20 protein-coding genes are annotated in these 21411 nt (G+C 63.1%); 9 read left to right on the forward strand and 11 right to left on the reverse strand.

The window, feature by feature from the left end:
- The first annotated feature begins 9 nt into the window (after positions 1-9).
- A complete protein-coding gene (locus NDO48_RS25125) occupies positions 10-1326 on the forward strand; it encodes a YeaH/YhbH family protein (protein ID WP_018425970.1) in 1317 nt (438 codons plus the stop codon).
- Positions 1327-1335: 9 nt separating this feature from the next.
- Positions 1336-2892 carry a SpoVR family protein gene (locus NDO48_RS25130; RefSeq protein ID WP_018425969.1) on the forward strand — a complete coding sequence of 519 codons (1557 nt, stop codon included), beginning with the start codon at positions 1336-1338 and terminating at the stop codon, positions 2890-2892.
- A gap of 6 nt (positions 2893-2898) precedes the next feature.
- Here NDO48_RS25130 and NDO48_RS25135 read toward each other — a convergent pair whose 3' ends face one another.
- Both NDO48_RS25135 and NDO48_RS25140 read right to left on the reverse strand, forming a co-directional pair.
- A complete protein-coding gene (locus tag NDO48_RS25135; RefSeq protein ID WP_245262107.1) occupies positions 2899-3639 on the reverse strand; it encodes a copper homeostasis protein CutC in 741 nt (246 codons plus the stop codon).
- Positions 3632-4546, reverse strand: a complete 915-nt coding sequence (locus tag NDO48_RS25140; RefSeq protein ID WP_267322599.1) for an ROK family protein — start codon at positions 4544-4546, stop codon at positions 3632-3634. The genes NDO48_RS25135 and NDO48_RS25140 overlap by 8 nt, the downstream gene beginning before the upstream one ends.
- Before the next feature lie 84 nt (positions 4547-4630).
- On the opposite strand from NDO48_RS25140, the gene NDO48_RS25145 reads away from it, so the two are divergent.
- Complete coding sequence (locus NDO48_RS25145) at positions 4631-5629, forward strand: LacI family DNA-binding transcriptional regulator (RefSeq protein WP_018425966.1); 999 nt, start codon at positions 4631-4633, stop codon at positions 5627-5629.
- A 68-nt stretch (positions 5630-5697) separates the two neighbouring features.
- Here NDO48_RS25145 and NDO48_RS25150 read toward each other — a convergent pair whose 3' ends face one another.
- The 9 genes from NDO48_RS25150 to NDO48_RS25190 form a co-directional block, all read right to left on the reverse strand.
- The gene (locus NDO48_RS25150; RefSeq protein WP_018425965.1) at positions 5698-6495 is read right to left on the reverse strand and encodes a transporter substrate-binding domain-containing protein; all 798 of its coding nucleotides are present in this window, start codon (positions 6493-6495) and stop codon (positions 5698-5700) included.
- Between the two features lie 18 nt (positions 6496-6513).
- On the reverse strand, positions 6514-7437 hold the full coding sequence (locus NDO48_RS25155; RefSeq protein ID WP_018425964.1) for an isoaspartyl peptidase/L-asparaginase: 924 nt from the start codon (positions 7435-7437) through the stop codon (positions 6514-6516).
- Positions 7438-7447: 10 nt separating this feature from the next.
- Positions 7448-8179, reverse strand: a complete 732-nt coding sequence (locus NDO48_RS25160) for an amino acid ABC transporter ATP-binding protein (protein WP_018425963.1) — start codon at positions 8177-8179, stop codon at positions 7448-7450.
- Positions 8180-8851 carry an amino acid ABC transporter permease gene (locus NDO48_RS25165; protein WP_267322600.1) on the reverse strand — a complete coding sequence of 224 codons (672 nt, stop codon included), beginning with the start codon at positions 8849-8851 and terminating at the stop codon, positions 8180-8182.
- Entirely contained in the window at positions 8851-9522 is a 672-nt protein-coding gene (locus tag NDO48_RS25170) for an amino acid ABC transporter permease (protein ID WP_267322601.1), read from the reverse strand. The genes NDO48_RS25165 and NDO48_RS25170 overlap by 1 nt, the downstream gene beginning before the upstream one ends.
- A 196-nt stretch (positions 9523-9718) precedes the next feature.
- Complete coding sequence (locus NDO48_RS25175; protein WP_267322602.1) at positions 9719-10837, reverse strand: hypothetical protein; 1119 nt, start codon at positions 10835-10837, stop codon at positions 9719-9721.
- 124 nt (positions 10838-10961) lie between these two features.
- Complete coding sequence (locus NDO48_RS25180) at positions 10962-12188, reverse strand: TadE/TadG family type IV pilus assembly protein (RefSeq protein ID WP_267322603.1); 1227 nt, start codon at positions 12186-12188, stop codon at positions 10962-10964.
- 119 nt (positions 12189-12307) lie between these two features.
- A complete protein-coding gene (locus tag NDO48_RS25185; protein ID WP_267322604.1) occupies positions 12308-13096 on the reverse strand; it encodes a GGDEF domain-containing protein in 789 nt (262 codons plus the stop codon).
- Positions 13097-13250: 154 nt separating this feature from the next.
- Positions 13251-13955 carry a thermonuclease family protein gene (locus NDO48_RS25190; RefSeq protein ID WP_267322605.1) on the reverse strand — a complete coding sequence of 235 codons (705 nt, stop codon included), beginning with the start codon at positions 13953-13955 and terminating at the stop codon, positions 13251-13253.
- Between the two features lie 251 nt (positions 13956-14206).
- On the opposite strand from NDO48_RS25190, the gene NDO48_RS25195 reads away from it, so the two are divergent.
- From NDO48_RS25195 to NDO48_RS25220, 6 genes are all read left to right on the forward strand, one after another.
- The gene (locus NDO48_RS25195) at positions 14207-15127 is read left to right on the forward strand and encodes a transglutaminase-like cysteine peptidase (RefSeq protein WP_245262105.1); all 921 of its coding nucleotides are present in this window, start codon (positions 14207-14209) and stop codon (positions 15125-15127) included.
- Between the two features lie 335 nt (positions 15128-15462).
- Complete coding sequence (locus NDO48_RS25200) at positions 15463-16902, forward strand: TolC family protein (RefSeq protein WP_018425955.1); 1440 nt, start codon at positions 15463-15465, stop codon at positions 16900-16902.
- A gap of 31 nt (positions 16903-16933) precedes the next feature.
- Positions 16934-19069 (forward strand): type I secretion system permease/ATPase, encoded by a 2136-nt coding sequence (locus NDO48_RS25205; protein WP_267322606.1) that lies wholly within the window; start codon positions 16934-16936, stop codon positions 19067-19069.
- 56 nt (positions 19070-19125) lie between these two features.
- Positions 19126-20415, forward strand: a complete 1290-nt coding sequence (locus NDO48_RS25210) for an HlyD family type I secretion periplasmic adaptor subunit (protein WP_018425953.1) — start codon at positions 19126-19128, stop codon at positions 20413-20415.
- On the forward strand, positions 20405-21037 hold the full coding sequence (locus NDO48_RS25215; protein ID WP_026226789.1) for a ribbon-helix-helix domain-containing protein: 633 nt from the start codon (positions 20405-20407) through the stop codon (positions 21035-21037). The genes NDO48_RS25210 and NDO48_RS25215 overlap by 11 nt, the downstream gene beginning before the upstream one ends.
- Before the next feature lie 149 nt (positions 21038-21186).
- A partial coding sequence (locus tag NDO48_RS25220; RefSeq protein WP_267322607.1) for a hypothetical protein occupies positions 21187-21411 on the forward strand: 225 nt, incomplete at its 3' end.

Here is a 21411-nt window from a genome sequence, read left to right on the forward strand (position 1 = left end):
GGGGACACAATGCCCAATTTCATCGACCGGCGCCTGAACCCCAAGGACAAGAGCCTTGGCAACAGGCAGCGTTTCCTCAAGCGCGCCCGCGACGAGCTGAAGCGGGCGATCAACGAGCGCGTCAAATCGGGAAAGATCGACACGGCCGACACAGACCAGACGATCCGCATTCCGACCAAGGGTATCGGCGAACCGACCTTCCAGCGCGCCACCCACACCGGCACGCGCGAAGAGGTGCTGCCCGGCAACAAGGTGTTCGGCACCGGCGACCGCATCCCGCGCCCGGCGGCCGGCGGCGGCAAGGGCTCAGAACCGTCGGCCTCGGGCGAAGGCGAGGACGACTTCCAGTTCGCGCTGACCCGCGAGGAGGTGCTTGACCTGTTCTTCGAGGACCTCGAGCTGCCCGACCTGGTGAAGCTCAACCTCAAGGAGGTCGTGACCTTCCGGCCGCGCCGGGCCGGCTACACGATGAGCGGCAACCCGACCAGCATCAGCGTGGCGCGCACGATGTTCAACAGCTTCGGCCGGCGCATCGCGCTGCATCGGCCGAAGCAGGACGAACTCGACGCACTCGCCGAAGAGATCAAGCAGCTGGAAGAGGAGAAGCGGCCCATCCCGGCCACGTTGCAACGCCTCGCCGAATTGCGCGACAGGCACGCCACGCTGCTGCGCCGGCGCAAGCTCATTCCCTACATCGATCCCATCGACGTGCGCTTCAAGCGTTTCGAGCCGCAGCCGGTGCCCAATGCCAATGCTGTGATGTTCTGCCTGATGGACGTCTCCGGCTCGATGGGTGAACGCGAAAAGGACCTGGCCAAGCGCTTCTTCGTGCTCTTGCACCTGTTCCTCAAGCGGCGTTACCAGAAGACGGACATCGTCTTCATCCGCCACACCCACGAGGCCTCGGAGGTCGACGAGGACACGTTCTTCTACAGCACCCAGAGCGGCGGCACCGTCGTGTCGACGGCGCTGGAAGAGATGCTGCGCGTCATCCGCGAGCGCTATCCCAGCCATGAGTGGAACATCTACGCCGCCCAGGCGTCGGATGGCGACAACATCCCCAACGATTCCGACAAGTGCGTTTCGATGCTGAACGACACGCTGATGCGTCTCTGCCAGTATTACGCCTATGTCGAGATCATCGACGAGCGCGAGAGCGAGATGTTCCGCCACGCCGACAACGGCACGTCGCTGTGGAACGCCTATCGCTCAGTCAGCGAAGAGTGGCCCAATTTCGAGATGACCCGCATCGCCAAGCCCGCGGACATTTACCCCGTCTTCCACGAGCTGTTCGCCAAGCAGCCGCCTTCGGGCAAGCGCAGTTGAGGATGCAAGGTGGAGAAGCGTTCGAAAGCCCCGCAACTGCTGTTCACCAGTTCCGACTGGAATTTCAGCGACCTGTCGCGCGCCTATGAGGCGATCCGGGAGATCGCCGTCGACGAGATGCATCTCGACTTCTACCCCAACCAGATCGAGGTGATTTCGTCGGAACAGATGCTCGACGCCTATTCGTCGATCGGCATGCCGCTGATGTACCAGCACTGGTCTTTCGGCAAGCATTTCGTCCACGAGTCGAACCTCTATCGCAGGGGCCGCATGGGCCTCGCCTACGAGCTGGTGATCAACTCCAATCCCTGCATCACCTATCTCATGGAAGAAAACACCATGGCGATGCAGACGCTGGTCATCGCGCATGCATCCTTCGGCCATAACCACTTCTTCAAGAATAACTACCTGTTCCAGCAATGGACGGATGCAGGCGCCATCCTCGCCTATATGGAGTTCGCCAAAAGCTACGTTGCCCGCTGCGAGGAGCGCTACGGGCCGGCTGCGGTCGAGGCCGTGCTCGATGCCGCGCACGCACTGATGCCGCAGGCAGTGTTCCGCTATCGCCGCAGGCCTCGGCTCTCGGTCGAGCGCGAGCAGGCGCGCATCCGCGAGCGGCTGGAGCACGAGGAACGCACCTTCAGCGATCTGTGGCGTACCCTGCCCCAGGCGCATGAGACAAGCGCGCCGCGCGAGGTCGAGACCGACCTGTCCGAACGCCAGCAGGCAATCGAATATCCGGAAGAAAACCTGCTCTACTTCCTGGAGAAATACAGCCCGGTGCTGAAGCCATGGCAACGCGAGGTGCTGCGAATCGTGCGCGTCATCGCGCAATATTTCTACCCGCAGCGCCAGACCAAGGTGATGAACGAGGGCTGCGCAACCTTCACCCACTACACCATCATGAACAGCCTGTTCGACCGCGGGCTGATCAGCGAAGGCACCATGCTGGAAGTGTTGCAGAGCCATTCCAACGTGGTGTTCCAGCCAAGCTTCGACGACCCGCGCTATGGCGGGCTGAACCCCTACACGCTGGGCTTCAACATGATGCGCGACATCCAGCGCATCTGCATGGAGCCGACGGCGGAGGACAAGGACTGGTTCCCCGATTTCGCCGGCAATGGCGACTGGCGCGCGACGCTGATCGACGCCTGGGCCAGCCACCGCGACGAATCCTTTATCCGCCAGTTCATGAGCCCGGCGCTGATCCGCGAGATGCGGCTGTTTTCGCTGCGCGAAGAATCGTCCGACCCCTATTACGAGGTGACCGCAATCCATGACGAGCGCGGCTACGAGCGGGTGCGCTCGAAGCTGGCGGACAGCTACGATGTCGGTATGACCCAGCCCGACATCCAGGCTGTCGACGCCGACCTCAAGGGCGACCGCAAGCTGCGTCTCAAGCACACCGTCCACCAAGGCGGAACGCTGGTCGAGCAGAGCCGCGACGCGACCCTGCGCCACGTGCAGCGCCTGTGGGGGCACGAGGTGAGCCTCGTCGGCGTCGATGCGCAGACCGACAAGACGCTCTATGAGATTTCGAGCAAGGACCTCGCCGAGCAGCCCTGAACCCGATTAGGACAGTGCGGCCTTCATTGCCCTGACGGTGTCGATGTCGGTGTGCTTCGGGCGTGGCGAGACAAAACCGAGTTCCAGCGCCTTGCCGCCGGCAACATCTGACGCCACCGAGCAGGACGAGTGGATTTCGCGGAAGGGCAGCCGCGCCAGGATGGCGCCAAGGGTTTCGAGATTGACCCCCGATCCCGGCATGATGGCGATGCGGTCGCCGGCATGGGTGAAGCAGGCCGCGAGAGCGTCCAGCCCTTTCAGCGCTGTCGTTTCACCGCCGGAGGTGAGGATGCGTTCGAAGCCCAGTTCGATGGCGAGGTCGATGGCCCCGTCAAAGTCCGGGCCGGCGAGGTCGAAGGCGCGGTGCAGCGTCATGCCCAGCCCCTGGGCATGCGCCGCCAGCTTGGCGAGCACATCGCGGTCGAGGCTGCCGTCGGCGTGGTTAGCGCCGAGCACGACACCTTCGAGGCCAGCAGCGCGCACCGCATCGATATCCGCCAGGAGAGCGGCCATGTCGCCATCGTCGTAGACGAAATCGCCGGGTCGGGAGCGGATCATCGCGTACACCGGGATCGGCGCATTGGCCGCCAGCGCCATCAGGCCGGGCGACGGGGTCAACCCGCCGGTCTCGAGCGCGGCGCAGAGTTCGATGCGGTCGGCGCCGCCCGCGATCGCCGCAGCGAGGCCCTCCGGGCTGTCGACACAGACTTCGAGCAGGACGGTCTCAGACATTGTCGCCTCAGACATGGGCGATCTCCTGCAGGCCGAGCGCTGCTGCGCCGATCAGGCCGGGTTCGGTGCTCAGCGCTGCCTTGACCACCAGCGGATTGGCGGCGCGGCGCAGGGTGCGGCCACGCACCTCGCGGTCCAGCGCTTCGATCAGTTCGGGCACGTTGGACAGGCCGCCTCCAACAGGCACGATGGACGAGCCAATGATGTTGAGCGTCAGCGCCAGCGGCACGCTGACCAGTTCGAGATAGATGTCGATGGTGCGGCTCGCCTTCGCCTCGCCGGCGCGCCAGCGGTCGATGACCTCGGTGCTCGACAGCACCTCGCCACAGAGAAGCCTATGCAGCTTTTCCATGCCGCGGGCGCCGCCGATGGTGTCGACGCAGCCGGACTGGCCGCAGCCGCAGGCGAAATGCGGCACCTCGACGGGCGGCTGGCCAACGCTTGTCTGCAACGCCTTGCCATGCCCCCACTCGCCGGCATAACCGCCGGCACCCGCAACGATGCGGCCATCGATGACAAGCCCGCCGCCGACGCCAGTGCCGAGGATTACGCCGAAGACGTTGCGATGGCCCTTGCCGGCGCCACTGGTCGCCTCGGCGAGCGCAAAACAATCGGCGTCGTTGGCGATCCACACCGGCAGGCCGATGGCCCTCGCCAGGTCGTCGGCGATCAGGCGGCCGTCGACGCAAGGGATGTTGGCGCATTTCAGGCTGCCTGAGGCGGGGTCGACGACGCCGGCAATGGAGATGGACACGCCCTTCGTGCGCCCCTCGCCTGTCCCGACGCGCTCGGCGATGACGGCGGCGAAGGCGTCGAAATCGTCGAGTGGCGTCGCCACCCGGTCGATGATCTCGATTTCGCCGGCCGATCGGGCGCGGGCGCTTTTTATCGTTGAACCGCCAATGTCGAAGCAGGTAATCATCAAATCAGTTCCCGAATGAATTCTGCGGCCGGGCGCCCCGGCCAGGACGCCGGATCCAAAGACCGACACTTAGCAAAGGCAGCAATGGACAGTTCGCGCAAACGACGGACATCGCCGACCATCGCCGATGTCGCCGAGCTTGCCGGCGTATCGCGCGCCATCGCCTCGCGGGCACTGTCGAGCGAAAGCCGCCCGGTCTCGGCCGACAAGCGCGCGCGTGTGCTTGAAGCAGCAGAGAAGCTCGGCTTCAAGCCCAATCTCTTGGCGCGCAGCCTGACCACCAAGACCGTCAATCTGATCGCCGTCATCGTCAACCACATCCACGACTTCTCCGACCTGGATCTGTTCGACCTGCTGATCGGCGAAATCCAGTCGATCGGCAAGCAGGTCATCTTCCTGCGCGTCGGCTCTGTCGAGCGCATCGAGGAGTTCCTGCGCAACGGCGTCGCCTACCATGTCGATGCAGCACTGGTGTTCTCCGACTTCGCCGACGCCAAAAGCGTGCGCAAGATGTTCCGCAGCGACGACGTCCTGATGCTTAACGGCATGCATGACGGCTCCTCGCCCTCGGTCGTGCCCGACGAAGCCATCGGCATCGCGGAAGCTGTGGCCGACGCCGCCGGCAAGGGTGTCGGCACGGCGGCGCTCGTCACCGGCCGCGTATCCTCGCCGGTCGAGCAGAGCCGCATCGCCGCCTACAAGGCCGAGATGCATCGGCACGGCATCCGCCTAGTTGCCGAACTGCGCGGCGACTATTCTTATGCGAGCGGCCGCCAGATGGCCCAGTCGGGCGATTGGCCAGATGTCGATGCGGTGTTCTGCACCTCGGATGCCATGGCCATGGGCGTGATGGACGTTCACCGCGCAGCACTCTCGCACAACCGGCCCGGGCGCTTCAGGCTCTACGGCTTCGACAACCTGTCGCTGACCGACTTCGAGGCCTATCCGATCTCGTCCATCGGCTACGACAAGAATGCCTATGTCGCCGAGATCCTGCGTTTCCTGACCCGACCCGGCGAGTTCGCTAACGGCAAGGCCGACGTGACCGTGCCGACCTTCTTCGTGCCGCGCTCGACGTCCTGAAACCAGACGAGCCGAATGCAAAACGGGCAGGCCGGAATGTCCCGCCTGCCCGTTGTCTCAACTCCGTATTACCAGAGCGGGGTCAGTGCCGGCGGGTTGGCGGTCTCGCCCCACCACTTCTTGTAGTTGGTCTCATAGGCGCCGCTCTGGATGTAGTCCGACACGAACATGTCGATCCAGCGCACGAAACCATCGTCGCCCTTGGCGACCGCGATGCCGATCGGGTCGTTGGAGTGCAGGCCCGGCAGCGTCACCAGGTTTTCGTTCTTGGTGGCGAGATAGTCGAGCAGCGAGGAGTCCTCGATGGCCGCGTCGACGCGCTTCTGCTGGAGCAGCAGCACGCCCTCGGGCGAGAAGTTGTCGGTGTAGACGAGCTCGGCCTGGGGCGCCGCCTTCTTGATGAAGGTTTCGCCGGTCGAGCCGCGGCCGACGACGATCTTCTTGCCGGCGAGGCCCTCAAGCGAAGTGATGCCGGCGTCCTTCTGGACGATGATGCGCAAGCCGGCGCGGTTGTAGGGGATCGAGAAATCCACCGACTTGGCGCGCTCGAGCGTCGCGGAGGTGTTGGCGACCGCGATGTCGATCTGGCCCGACACCAGCATCGAGATGCGGGCGTCGCCCGACACGTCGACGAACTCGACCGGCACGCCGAGCTTTTCGGCGAGCATGGTGGCCACGTCGACGTCATAGCCGACGGGGTTGTTCTGGGCGTCGCGGAAGCCGATCGGCTCGCCGCCGAGCGACACGCCGATGCGGACGGTGCCGCGCTCGCGGATCTCATCGATCTTGCCGGCCTGGGCTGCGCCCGTGGCCGCCAGGCCGATGGCAAGCGCTGCGCCCGCCAGTTTCGCAATCAGGTTCTTCATTTTCCTCTCCCTTGAGTTTTAGGATGTAAACGGTTCGGCGAAGCGGTGTTCCGGTTCCGGCAGGGTTTCGTCCCAGTACCAGTAGCGGATCTGTTCTTCGCAATTCAGACTGACGACCTTGTGTTTGCCGTGAGCGTCGAGCGCGTGGATGACGACACCGGCGAGGAAGCCACTTTTCAGCTCAAGCAACTCCTCGACAGCCAAAGCAATCGCTTGTTCGAGCGAATGGCCAAGCCGCATGGCCAGCACGATGGTGCGCGCGGTGCCGCAGCGCATGGTCATCTCGCCGGTGTGGGTGCAGGCGGCAGCACCAAAGCGGCTGTCGGCATAGAAGCCGGCACCGGGAATAGGCGAGTCGCCGAGGCGGCCAGGATATTTCCACGCCCAGCCCGAGGTCGAGGTGACGACGTTGAGGCCGGCGGCACTGTCCTTGGACAGGAACACGGTGGTGTCGCGGACACGCTCCGGATCGGTGATGGTGCGGCTCAGCGGCGCCAGCGGAATGTCGGGGAATTTTGCCAGCTCTTCCGACGAAAGCTCCTTCTGCAGACGCTCCCACCAGACGCGCTTGCTGTCTTCGTAGAGCGTCTCGTCGATGCCAAAGCCGATCTCGGTGGCAAAGCGACGGGCACCGTCGCCTGTCAGCATGACATGCGGCAGGCGCTTCATCACTTCATGGGCGAGCGCCGACACCGGCAGCGTATCAGGCACGGCGCCAACGGCACCGACCTCGCGGCTTGTGCCGTCCATGACACCGGCGTCGAATTCCATGCGGCCGAGCATGTTCGGCCAGCCGCCGAAGCCGACGGAACGGACCTTCACTTCACGCTCGACTTCGCCGATGCCGGCCACCATGGCATCGAGGCCGTGGCGACCAGCCTTCAGAAGGTCGACGCTCTTGGAGAAGCCGGGCCAGGCCTCGGAATTGGCAAGCAGGATCATTTCGGTCTTTTCAGTCTTTGCGCATCTTGGAGAGGAACTGGGCTACGCGCGGCAGCGCCATGCCCTTGTCGGAAAAGAAGTCGGCAGTCGGCAGGTCGGCGATCATCTGACCCTTGTCGAGGAAGGCGATGCGCGTGGAGATGGAACGGGCGAACTCGATCTCGTGAGTGACGAACACCATGGTCGTGCCGCCCTTGGCGAGATTGGCCAGGATCGACAGCACCTCCGCCGTCATCTCGGGATCGAGCGCGCTGGTGACTTCGTCGAGCAGGAGATAGCTCGGCTTCATCGCGAGCGCCCGGCAGATGCCGACACGCTGGCGCTGGCCGCCCGACAGCTGCGCCGGATAGGCGTCGGCACGTTCGGACAGCCCGACCGAACGCAGCAATTCACGCGCTTCGGCCTCGGCCTGCTTGCGCGGCACCTTGAGCACCTCGACCGGGGCAAGCGCTACATTCTGCACCGCCGTCATGTGCGGATAGAGGTTGAACAGCTGGAACACGGTGCCCGAGCGCTTGCGCGCTTCAGACAGTTCGCGCGGCTTGGAGACGTCGAAACCGTCAACCGTGATTTTGCCGGCATCGATCTTTTCGAGACCGTTGATGCAGCGGATGAGCGTCGATTTGCCCGAGCCGGACGAGCCGAGCACCGAGACCACCTCGCCCTGGCGGATCTCGAGGTCGATGCCGTTGAGGACAGTGGCGGCGCCGAAGGATTTGCGCAGGCCGGTGATGCTGATCATTTACAGACCCTTCCAGGCGGTATGGGCGCGAAGCCGCTTCTCGAAGCGGGCGCCGGCATAAGCCACCAGCTTGGCGGTGAGATAATAGAGCGCACCGACGGCGGCCCAGACGGCGAAGGGCTTCAGCGTGCGCAGGTTGAGAATGTTGCCGACCTTGGTCAGGTCCATGACGCCGATGACCGAGATCAGCGAGGTGACCTGCAGCTGGTTGACCAGCAGGCCCGTCAACGGGCCGATGGCGAAGGCCGCCGCCTGCGGCGCGATCACCCGGCGCAGGATCTGCCAACGGCTGAGACCAAACACGCGCGCAGCCTCGATCTGGTCGCGGCCGACCGATTCGATGGCCGAAACAGCGATGACGTAGATGAAGGCGGCACTGTTGCCCGACAGCGTGATGACGGCGGCTTCCGTCGGCGTGACGTTGATCTTGAGGAACGCTGGCAGGCCGAAGAAAACCAAGAACAGCTGCACCAGAACAGGCGAGTTCTTGAGCAGCTCGGCGACGAAGGCCACAACCTGTGCCAGCACCGGCACACGATAGAACCGGATCACCGCCCACAGCGTGCCGATGACCAGACCGATCAGCGTGGTCGACACGAACAGCGCCAGCGAAACACCCAGCCCCTGGAGCAGCAGCACCAGATCGTAAGGCGTGAAGTCTCCGTAGCGCATCAGACCGCCCCTTCCGCCTGGTTGCGATTGAGGTAGCGGTGCAGCAGACCGATCAGGATCGATACGAACCAGGTCAGCACCGCATAGGCGACGAGCAGGACGAAATAGACCTCGAAGGGCCTGAAGGTATTGGACGCGACGATCTTGGCCGAGCCGGTCAGTTCATTGAGCGTGATGGTCGACAGGATCGACGAGGTCAGGATCAGGTTGATGAACACCGAGCCCAGCGGTCGAACCGAGGCGCGCAGGGCAATGGGCATGACGATCTTGCGAAAGATCGTGCTTTTCTTCAGCCCGCTGACCTGCGCAGCCTCGATGATGCCCGGGTCGATTGCCAGGATGCCCGAGCGAATGACGTCAGAGGTGAAGGCGCCGCCTGCGATCGACATGGCGATGACGCCGGTCGTGAAGGCATCGATGTAGATACCGATCTCGGGCAGCCCAAAATAGAAGAAGAACAGCTGCACGATGAAAGGAATGTTGCGGAAAATATCGACATAGATAGCCGACAGCCGGTTGAGCAGCGGCGAGGCGGACGTGCGCGCCGCTGCGACCAGCAGCCCGAGCACCAGACTGCCGACGACGGCAAGCAGGCAGACCTGAAAGGTCAGCCACGCCCCTTCCAGCAGGAAAGGGATATGCTTGGCAAGGATCGACAGGTCGAACTTCAAGCGGCATGTTCCCGGAAAGTGAAACCGGTTTCACTCTGCAAAACAGATAGGGCGGAGTCAACGGGGAACGAGCGAGTTCCGGTTGTTTTTCCCATGCCGGCGCACAATGGCGCCGGACCATGCCCTCCGCAAAAATGAAACCGCCGCCGGGAGACCCGGCGGCGGTCGAGAATTCTTCAGTGGCTGACCCGAAGCGTCAGTTCGCCGGCAACAGGACAGGAAGTACTGCCGGGGTGGCTTCGACAACGGGCTCGACCACCGGCTCAGGCTCGGGCTCGACCGACGCGGTCTTGGTCGCCAGCGCTTCCTTGACCTGATCGATCTTGCCGTAGGCGTCGCCGACGCCGAGCACATCCTTGGCCCAGTCCATCACCTGGTCGTTGATGTAGTCGTCGCCATATTCGGCAACGCGGTTCTTGTTGGCGGCCGCCATCAGGGCCTTCTTGAGATCCGCGTCTGTGGTGCCTACTGCCGCAGCATCCGCAGCAGCCTGGGCGTCGGCAACCGCCTGTTCGTCCGTCGCCAGCTTGTCTGCAGCGGCAAGCGCATCAGACAGCGCCTGCTTCTCGGCGTTGAAGGCGTCGAGTTGAGCTGGATCGACCGGTGGCTCCATGCCGTTCAGCTCATCCAGGCGCGCCTTGAGCGCGTCGGCAGTCGGATCGGCGACCGGCGCGCTGCCGTCGAACGGCTCGATGGCCGCCAGGGCGGCATCAAGGGCAGCCTGCGACAGCGCCGCCTTGTCGGTGGCAGCCTTCAGCGCGTCGCCCGCCAGGTCGGCGTTGGCCGACGCGAGCACATAGTCCCTGATGAGGGCCATGCGCGGCGACTGCGAGCTGAGATAGGCGTGGTAGTTGCGATTGAGCGAATTCAGGCCGGCCAGCCGGGCATTCAGGTTCTTTTCCTTGACCGGCTTGCCGCCAGGCGTATCAAGCGCCGCGACGTCGACGGACTTGGCCTTCTTGCTCGACTTGGCGCCCTTTTCAACCGCCGGCTTGGCTTTCCGGTTCTCGGGCTTGCCGCCGCTGAGCAGCGTGTCCAGCAGGTTGCCGGCCGATGCCGACTTGCCCCCGGACTTTTCCGCCCCTCCGCCCTTGCCTTTGCCATTGTCATCGCTTTTGCCACGGCCAGCGTTGCCGCCGCCCCGATCGGCGCCCTTGTCGCTCCCACCACCCTTGTCGTTGCCACCGCCCTTGTCTCCACCCTTGGCATGCGCCTTGGCGAAACTGACGATGGACGACGAATCTAGCGTGATTGGCAAGACGCTGATGGCGATTGCCGAGACTGCGCTGAAGAAGATCTTCCTGCTTATGAACACCGGGGTTTCTCCCTCTCCAAACGGTGTGCGAATCAAGCCCCGCCTCAGATTAGAGGCTTGGGATATGAGCGCCAGCAACCAACTGTTGCAGGCGGAGACACAAGGTGCGCCGACATTGCCGGGCTCACCTAACCAAAGAGATGATGCGGCCGGCATACATCTTCTTTCCGCCAAGCTCGGCATCGCAGTTGGACTTCACCGATGAGTTGCCGGTCATCTCGATGGTGTTGCCGACGATGCGAATGCACAGACCATCTCCCGTCATGTCGGAATTGCCGGCGTAAAAGACGTGGGCGGCCGGCGCGTAGATGAAACCGGCGACGTTCGATCCCGAACCGCCATTGATCTGAACATCGTTGGTGTTGGTCTTCACCTGGTAGATGGTGATGCCTGCATAGGGGCCGGTGGACGGCGGCGACAGATTGATCACCTCGTTGGCATTGGAGACAAATTGCGCATCCTCCATCAGGAAGATGGTGACACCAGCTCCGGTCAGCCTGCCATTGCCACCAAGCTTGATCTGTCCACCCCGCAGGATGTAGTTGCCCGGCTCGAGCGTGACATCGCCCGAGATCGTCTTGTTGCAGAAGGTGCCGGGCGACAGCGTCTTGGTCTTGCCGCCAGAAACGTTCTGGCAGGCGGTATAGGGCGGCGGCACGACATTCGCCAACGGGTCGAGCGACGCCAGCTGGCGCTCATGCGGCAGCCCGCAGGCCAGCTTGGTACTGGACGTGCCAAGACCCATCGTTGTGCCGACCGTTACCACACATTCCGCCTGCACAAGTGCCGATCCTCCGCGCGAGACGGAATCGGCGGCATCGGAATTCGAGGCGATGATGCAGCCATCGAGCGTGACCCGGGTGGACCCTTGCAGCTTGACCGAGGCCGAGGCGTGAGGATCAAGCGCAAGCACGCAGGCCGGCTGACCAGGCGCCACCTGCACGACTGACCGGCGATGTGCGGTCCAGTCTATCGAGCCACCGAACATTCCCAGCTGGTGAATGCTGGACTTGACCTCGATGAAGTTCTTGTCGCCGGACGAAGACGCCGACGCTTCGAAATCACTGACCTGCTCGTTGTAAATCAGGTCGTCCGCGTTCTCACGGATGCGGACCAGGTTGGCCTCGAAGAAGCTTCGACCAAGCTCTGTCAGCTCGGTCTTGGTCATACCCGAATAGTACTTCGTGCCAATGGCCAATCCGGCGGTGTCGAGTGAGTTCTGAAGCTTGTCAGCCTTATTGTTGATGCTGACGAAGTCGACCGCTCCGGCGACCGCCGCCATGATCGGCACCATGGCGATCGCCGTCATGACGCCGAAATTTCCATTCTCGGCCCGCAGGAACTTCCACATGGCCTGACCCCCGCCAGTTGCTGCGGCACATTAGGACATGCTGAGATTTCAGGAAGTCTTGCACGAACCGTTAAAATGCAAGCGGTCTCGCGATTGGGCTGCGCAGGGTTGCGCGAACCTCAGGAGTCGTAGCTTGGGCGGCCTTCAGGCTGGTCCGACAACTCGGCAAACTCGATGCGGTTGCGGCCACGTGCCTTGGCTTCACTGAGGCGATCGTCGGCATGACGGAACAGATCGTCAAACTCGACCTGGTCTTCGAACAGCACCGCGCCGACGCTGACCGACAGTGGCAGTTGCCGGGCGCCCGGTTCGAGAATGGTGTCGGAGACGGTACCACGGATACGCTCGGCGACACGCTCGGCATTCTCGCGGCTGGTGCCGGGCAGGAAGATACCGAACTCCTCGCCGCCGATGCGGCCGACCAGGTCGCCGGCGCGGACCGACGACTTGATGGTTCCGGCGACGCTCTTGAGCACCTCATCACCCCAAGCATGGCCGAACTTGGCGTTGATGGCGCGGAAATCATCGATCTCGACGACCAGCAACGCACCCTGCCGGCGGCCGCCGGACGCGGAGTTGCCGCGGAAGGCATCGATCAGATTGGCGAAAACGCCGCTGTTGAGGCAGGAGGTGAGCGCGTCGGTCGAAGACAGCCTGCTGACTTCCGAGCGGAGCGAGGCAAACTTGCGCCGTTCATTGGCGACCAGGGCCAGCAAGGGTGCAGCCACCAACGAGGCAACGGCACCGGCGCCGATCACACCGCGCCAGAAGGTCCCGTCGGGCTGACCACTGAACAGCACCGCCGCCGCTCCCGCAGCCACCACCGCGCAAGCGGCAGTGCCGAGAAGCGAATAGCGAACGATCGGCGCCCAATCCCGACCCGAATGCCCCGCACCATTATTGTCCACGCCAGATCCCTCCGTACTCGTCACGAATCGATCTACAGGCGGAGAATGAAACATTCCCTCTGTGAATACGAACAATTTGAGGGATGTGTTCGAAAGGCGCTCATTTTCCCTATTCAGCTGCCATAAAGCCTCGGTGCGACCCGGGTTCGGACGCTCAACCCGGCGGCCCGAAAATGCCCATCCGGGCACTGCGCGCGACGCTCTCTGCCTTCTCATATGCACCGCCCGGCCGCGCCAGCGCCCAGCCATTGGCAACCAGCCATGCGCCCACATCCTGCTTGCCCAGTCGGCACGGTACCGCGGCGGCAACACGGTCGGCAGCCGGTTTCACGGCGCACACGAGCGCGCGACCGCGCAGCCAATATCTGAATGCAAGCATGGCGCGCCCGCCGCATGACCAGGTAACGCCTTCATAGTCGCAGGTCTTGCCGAGCGGGACCGCCTCCACATCGGCAATCGAGATGACGTACCCCATTGTCTCGAACGAAGCCGAAGACGTCACCACAGGTCGGTAGAGAAGCGTGCCTTGCCAATCGCCTGAAGGCGTTCGTCTCGGCTGGGCGGCAACACCGAGATCGCCGAGCGGCGGCCGCGCCGCGACACGCTGCAAAGGGTGGCCTGCGCTGGCTGGCGGGGCGACGACATCGGCGGCGACGGTCCGAGCTGCAAGGGAGGCTACTTCTGCGCCTCCGAGTGGAGCCAGAGCGGCCTCCGACTGCCCGCCCTGCGGTTGCCGTTGGTCGCCAAAGACTGGCTGCGGCGGCAGGCGGGTCCGGTCGCTGGACATGAGCAAGACGGCAACACCCGCCATCGCCGCTATCGCCGCACAATAGATCATGGCCGTACGCGAAACGATCATGCGCGCCACTCGGACGACGGCCTGCGGTCAAATTCGCGGCCTGCTGCCATGCCTTTGTTCCCTCCGCCGACCAAAATGAAGACACGTAATGTGGCAACGCACCAGCCTTCCATCTGCTCGATTAAACAAAGCAGAAAATTTTCGGCAATTTTGATACAAAGTATAACTTGGATTTTATACTGTGATTACCTGCGTTCGTTTCCGATAATTTGAGACCACATCTGTAACGTCCACTTCAAATGGTGGGCGTCATGAAATCAACAGCAACAAGCTGCTCAATATTCGCGCTGAAGAGTTTTACCGTTGCAGCACTGCTGGCGGGAACGATGCAAGTCGCCGCTGCAAGCGACGGCCAAGCAGCGGCCACCACTACGGAATGGCAGCCGCCGCGCTTGCTCGGCGGACTGGTGCTAAGCGAAGTTCGCCCCGCCTCCACGACCGTCGTGTTCGGCTTCGGCAGGGACTTTGACGGTTACGGCCTGGTCGAGCGTAGCAAAGCAGAAGAGCAGCCCTCCCCCGGCGTCGATCCGATCAAGACTGCAGCGATCATTCCCGGTGTCTTCGGCTCGGTTGCCATTCCAATGCGCAACTTCCCGGTCGCTGCACGCTGGGCCAAGATCTACAGCGCCATCGACGGCTGTGCCGACGCATCCGCCTGCGGCAAGAATGGCGCTTCCTTCGCCGCACTGGTGACCAAAGCACGCGACCAGAAGTTCCTGGACAAGCTGGCGGCGGTCAATCGTGGCATCAACACATTGATCGCCTACCGCAAGGACGAAGCCAATTACGGCGACATGGACTACTGGGCCAAACCCACCGAGATCCTGGCGCGCGGCGCCGGCGACTGCGAAGACTACGTCATCCTCAAAATGGCAGCACTGATCGAGGCCGGCGTTCCGGCGCAGAGCATGTCGCTGGTGGTGCTGCAGGACAGGAGCCGCGGCGTCTTCCACGCGGTGTTGTCGGTCGCGACCCAGAGCGGAACTTTCATCCTCGACAACCTCAGCAATACGGTGGCCCGCGACGGCGCCTACCGCAGCTATGTGCCGCTTTATTCGTTCAGCACGGACCGCGCCTGGATCCACGGCGCCAAGCCGGGTTCGGCGCAGGTTGCATCGGTCGGCAACAACTTTGCCGCCATTGCTCCCGGCGAAGGCCCGGTGCCGCAGTGATGTGAGTGAGATCGAGTATGCCACCGCAAGGAATTTGCGACTCGGTTCGCTCGAGACTCGGCAATCTGCGGTTGGACTCTGACGGAAAGGTAATAGCCCCGCAAAAGCGACCTCAACACTTGGACCAACGCATCAGCAAAAGTAGTTTTAGCCGCTGGAAATGTAGCATTTTTGATACAGTGCTTGGGCAAATGTTGGGAATCCCCCTGAATCGGGAAAAGGCCTATCAATTTGCTGTCGATTTTCGTGCGGTGCTGGATAATTGCTCGCGGTGGATGTGGACGGGCTCTCCAGCGCAGCGGGGTGCTGGGGATGAGTGGGAGAATGAAATGCCGATGAGTATCGGACGCGTGGCCAGGCGCCTTGCTATCTTGCTAACAGCGACAATGCTGTCGGGCAACGGCGCCAGTGCAATGAGCTTGCAGGAGGCGATGGCGGTGGCCGTCGAATCCAACCCGGAGATCGGTCAAGCCATCGAAAATCGCGAAGCCATCGAGTTCGAACTGCGTCAGGCCAAGGGACTTTACCTGCCAAGCGTCGACTTGGAGGCTTCGAGCGGCGTGCGCCGGCTCGACAATCCGTCGCGCCGCGCCCTGTCGATCGAAGACGACGCGCTCTATCCGTCGGAAGCCGGTATCGTCGTCACACAGAAGCTGTTCGACAACGGCGCCCGGCGCGCAGAGCTCAACCGCCAGGCTTCGCGTGTCGACGGAGCATCGTTCCGCGTCCTCGAACGCTCGGAATTCATCGGCCTGTCCGTCGTCCAGGACTATCTCGAATACGTCCTGCAAGCCCAGATCGTGGGCGACGCCAAGCGCAATCTCGGCTTCCACCAGTCGATCCTCGGCGACATCCGCGAAGGCATCCAGGGCGGCGCGCTGACCGATGCCGACCGCCAGCAGGCCGAAGAGCGCCTGTACGCCGCCAAGGCGCGCGTCCAGGAAGCCGCCGAAGAGCTGGAAGCAGCCAAGATTCGCTTCTTCAAGACCGTCGGCAAGCCGCTGGTCAGCCCGGCCAAGCCCGGCTCGGTCGCCAAGGCCCTGCCGCGCTCGCTCGATGACGCGATCGGGCTCGCCCGCCGCAACAATCCGCGCGTTCACATGGTCAACAGCGATATCGACTCGGCGGCTGCGCTGGTCGACGCCGCGCGCGCCAAGTATGGCCCAGAAGTCGTGGCCGAAGGCCGCGCCCGCATCGGCAACGACATCGACGGTTCGGCCGACGAGACCAATGACCTGCAGGCCCGCGTTGTGCTGCGCTGGAACCTCTATCGCGGCGGTATCGACAAGGCCAACGAGCAGGAACAGATCCGTCGCGTCAGCGAACAGCGCCTGGCTCTGCACCAGGTCCAGCGCGAAATCGACGAAGCCGTGCGTATTTCGTGGGATCGTCGCTTCCGCCAGGCAGATCTCGCCAAGACGCTGCGCCAGCAGGCCGTCGCCAACGACAGGCTGGTCGTGTCCTACCGCGAGCAGTTCAAGGTCGGCCAGCGTTCGCTGCTCGACGTGCTCGACGCGCAGAACACGCGCTTCAACACGGAGACCCTGGCAAATACTGCAGCATTTGCGTCGCTTTTCGCCGAGTATCGCCTGCTTGCCGCAACCGGCCAGCTGCTGAAGACGATGAACATTGCACCGGCCAAGCAGGCTACCGCCTACGCCCGCAGCGAATTCAACGTGCCAGCGACAGCCGACACCGAGACCTATGCGCGGACGCCGTCGGAGCAGGTCAACGACATGCCGTTCGACCTGCTTGCCCCGGTCAGAAAGAAATAGGGTGTCTGCCTGACGGCAGCCCCCGACCGTCATGAACCAGCAGACGCATATCCAGACTCCGGTCGAGGCGTTCAAATCCTGTTTTTCGGCGGTGGCGGCCTATCTCGGCCGCCCCAGCGCCGAAACTGTGCTGTTTTCCGGTGTTCCGATCTCAGAGACGCGGATCGAGGTGCAGGAAATCAGGCACCTTGCCGAACGCATCGGCCTCGAGGTCCACGACTTTGCCCAGCGCGACTTTTCGCGGGGCCGCTTTGAGCTACCTGCGATCGTCTTCCGTGCCAATCGCCTGCCCATCGCCATCCTGGCCGAACAGCGCGACGGCGCTGAGTTCCTGACCGGACCCCAGGAAGACGGGCGCACGTCGATCTCGCGCGCCGACCTGATGGCGACACCGATCTCGGGCGGCGTTGCCTTCTCCATCACCTACGCCAATGCAGCCGAGGACATGACCGTCGGCACAGCGGCGAAAATCGAGCGGCCGCATTGGCTCTATGGCACGCTCGGCTCATTCTGGAGATCCTATTCGCGCGTCGCAATGGCTGCGATCTTCATCAATCTGCTGGCCATCGCCTCGCCGATCTTCACGATGAACGTCTACGACCGGGTCCTGCCCAACAAGTCGATCTCATCCCTGTGGGTGCTGGCGATGGGCGTGGCGACGGCAATCCTGTTCGACCTGCTGCTCAAGACCGCGCGCGCCGCGCTGATCGACCATGCCGGGCGAAAGGCGGACCTGCGCATCTCCTACATGCTGTTCGAGAAAGTGCTGAACACCTCGCTCAGCGCGCGCCCGGCTTCAACAGGCGAATATGCCAACCGCGTCACGCAATATGAATTCGTTCGCGAGTTCTTCACCTCGAACACGGTCAGCACCTTCATCGACACGGCGTTCGTGTTCGTGTTCCTGCTGGTGATCTACCTCGTCTCGGGCTGGCTGGTGATCGTGCCGGTCATTGCCTTTGTGCTGGCCATCATCGTCGGGCTCGTCGCACAGCACCGCATCGGCAAGCGTGTCGCCGCCTCGCTCAACGAAGCCTCGCAGCGCCAGTCGCTGCTGGTCGAGTCGATCTCGACGGTCGAGACGATCAAGTCGCTGCGCGCTGAAGCCTATCTGCTGCGCAAGTGGCGCGAGCACTCCAAGAACGCCGCCAACACTTCGGAGAAGATCAAGGAGCTGTCGGCCGCAGCAGCCAACTTCACGGCTTTCATCCAGCAGCTGGTGACCGTGGCGCTCGTCGTCGCCGGCGCCTACGCCTTCGACAAGGGGGCAGTTTCGACCGGCGCCATCATCGCTGCCGTCATGCTGTCGGGCCGCGCCGTGGCCCCGCTCGGCCAGCTGGCCATGACCATCTCGCGCTTCCGCCAGGCGATGCTGTCGCTCAAGGTGCTGAACACCATCATGCAGCAGCCGGAAGACCGCCCTGACACGGTCGGCTTCGTCAACCGGCCGATCCGCATGGGCGCGCTGACCTTGCGCAATGTGGGCTTCGCCTATCCCGGCACGGAAACCGAAGTGCTGACAGGCGTCAACCTGACGGTCAATCCCGGCGAACGCGTCGGTATCATCGGTCGGATCGGCTCCGGCAAGACCACCTTCGGACGCCTGATCGGACGCCTGTACCTGCCGACTTCGGGCGAACTGCTGCTCGACGGCATCGATGTGCGCCAATACCATCCATCAGAGGTTCGCGCCGCCGTCGGCATCGTCGCGCAGGCCGGCGACCTGTTCTCGGGCACGATCAAGGAAAACCTCCTGATGGCGCGGCCGGAGGCCAGCGACGAGGACATCATCGCCGCCGCCAAGGCGGCCGGCGTCGATGACTTCGTCTCGCGCCATCCGCGCGGCTACGACATGAATGTTGGGGAGCGTGGCACCAATCTTTCCGGCGGCCAGCGACAGGCGGTCGCGATTGCCCGCCTGCTGATGACCAAGCCGAAGATCGTGTTCCTGGACGAACCCTCGGGTTCGATGGACCTCGCCTCCGAGCGGCTGCTGATCAGGCAATTGAAGACGGCGTTCGACGACAAGACGACACTGATCATCTCGACCCATCGCTACAGTATGCTTGAGATCGTCGACCGCCTTATCGTGGTCGAGCAGGGTCGCATCGTTGCAGACGGACCAAAAGAAAAAGTCATTCAGGCGCTGCAGAAGCCTGGCGGCTGAGGGCAGGCACTAGCGGGGAGTGTTATATTGAATTCGTTCAATATAATGGGGAGAACATGATTACCAGGGAAGACCGGCCGCCGTTGTTTGCATCGGCCGCGGTGCTGATCGTGGGCGCGCTGTTTGTCGCCTTCGTGATCTGGGCGTCGGTCGCCGAGGTCGACGAGATCGCGCGCGGCGAAGGCAAGGTCATTCCCGCCTCGAAGACCCAGATCGTGCAGGCGAGCGAACCCGGCGTGGTTCAGGAGATCGCCGTCAAAGTCGGCCAGATCGTCAAGAAGGACGATCTCATCGTCAGGCTCGACGACACGCTGAACGAGTCCAGCCTTGGCGAGCAACAGGCGAAAGCTAGGACGCTGCGCGCCCGCATCGCCCGCCTCAAGCAGGAGCAGGAAGGCCGGATTGCCGAGCCGCTGATGTGCCCGGACGAGTTGGTCAAAACAGCACCGCAGATCTGCGAGAACGAGCAGAAGCTTCTGGTGGCGCGGCGACAGAATTTCGACACCAAGCTTTCGGTGCTGAAGTCGCGCCTCGACCAGCGCGAGAAGGAACTCAACGAAGCCAAGGTCAACGTGACCCGGCTGACCGACAGTCTCACCGTCAGCGACAGGGAGGCCGAGCTCGTCACCTCCATGGTCAAGCGCAAGTTGATGGCCCAGACCGAGCAGATCCGCGTCGACCGCGAGCAGACTGAAATCAGGGGCCAGCTCAACCTTGCCCAGGAAACGATCAAGCGCACCGAGGCCGCGATCGGCGAAGCCAAGCTTCAGGTGGACGAGTTCGGACTGCAGTTGCAGCAGGAGGCGCTGGACGAACTGACTCAGGCGCTGGCCGAGCTTTCGGTCGTGGACGAGACCATCCGCGGTGCTACCGACCGCGTCGCGCGTACCGATATCCGCTCGCCCGTCGACGGCATTGTCAACACGCTCGACGTCAACACGCTCGGCGCCTTCGTGCAACCGGGCACCGTCGTCGCCGGCATCGTGCCAACATCGGATACGCTGCTGGTGGAGGCCCGCGTTTCACCGCGCGATGTTGCCTTCATTCGCCCCGAACAGCACGCGCTGATCAAAGTCTCGGCCTACGACTTCTCGATCTTCGGCGGCCTTGCCGGCAAGGTTCAGAATATCACCGCCGACAGCCTCGTCGACCAGAATACTGGAGAGCCCTACTATCAGGTGCTCGTCTCGACCGACCGCTCGGAGTTGGAGAAGGACGGCAAGTCGTATTCGATCATCCCCGGCATGATTTCGACGGTCGATATCATCACCGGCCGAAAGACCATTCTCAGCTACCTTCTCAAGCCGATCAACAAGGCACGAAACGAGGCGTTGCGTGAGCGATAGTGCCACAGCACCTGATAGCCTCAGGCTCAATGTGTTCACGCCGGACGATCTGGCGACCGACTTCCGTGTTGTCGTGCGCCAGGGAACGCGGCGCGGCATCCGTCTCGAACGCCTGTTCTGGACGACGCTGAAGCAGCTTGCCGAACACAATCATCTCACGATCGGCGAGATGGTGGAGGAGATCGCCCAGGCCAATGGCGACACCAGCAATCTCGCATCGGCCATCCGCGTCGCCTGCCTGCGCTGGATGGCAGACCAGAGCAGCGCACTTGCCAAGCTGGCTTCGCTGCGAACGATCAATGCCATCCTCGGCGCATGCCCCGCGCCCGCTTTCGCGTTGTCTTCGGGCAAGAAGATCCTGACGTTCAATCCTGCCTTCCAACATCTGGTGCGGCGGCAGCTGCCGGTAGGTTTCGGCGAAGACACGCATCGCGACCTCAGGCTGTCACTCGATCTCAACGTCACCGATATCTTTGCCCGACTTGACGCCAATGACGGCGTCCCGATCGCCAGCGGTTTCGTCATAGGTGCCGCCGAGCGGCGCTATCGCGGTCAGCTCAACATCGTCCGCGCCCCGATAAAGGTACCGGAACTGCTGCTATCGTTTGTGGTGAATGCCTGACCAGAGGGCCGCAGCGGGGTCGAAGAAGCTAAAGACCGGGCGTCCCCCGAAGCTCCTCGAACTTGCCTCAGCAGGACGCCCGGCCGGCGCTTTCCCCCAAAGCAATTCGTCTAGATAGTTGAACGGGCGCCCTATCGCCGATCCGGGATATGCTCCGGCCAGCCGCCCTGTTCTTTGCCTTTCACGCAGCCAGCAGACTATTTGCGGCCACCGTGGTCATGGTCGGCATGGTCGTGACCACCTTCATGATGGTCACCGCCTTCATGATGGTCGCCTCCCTGGTGATGGTCGCCGCCCTCATGATGGTCGCCACCCTGGTGGTGGTCGCCGCCTTCATGATGGTCGCCACCCTGGTGGTGGTCGCCGCCTTCATG

The organism is Aminobacter sp. MET-1 (assembly GCF_026521175.1).
GTDB lineage: Bacteria > Pseudomonadota > Alphaproteobacteria > Rhizobiales > Rhizobiaceae > Aminobacter.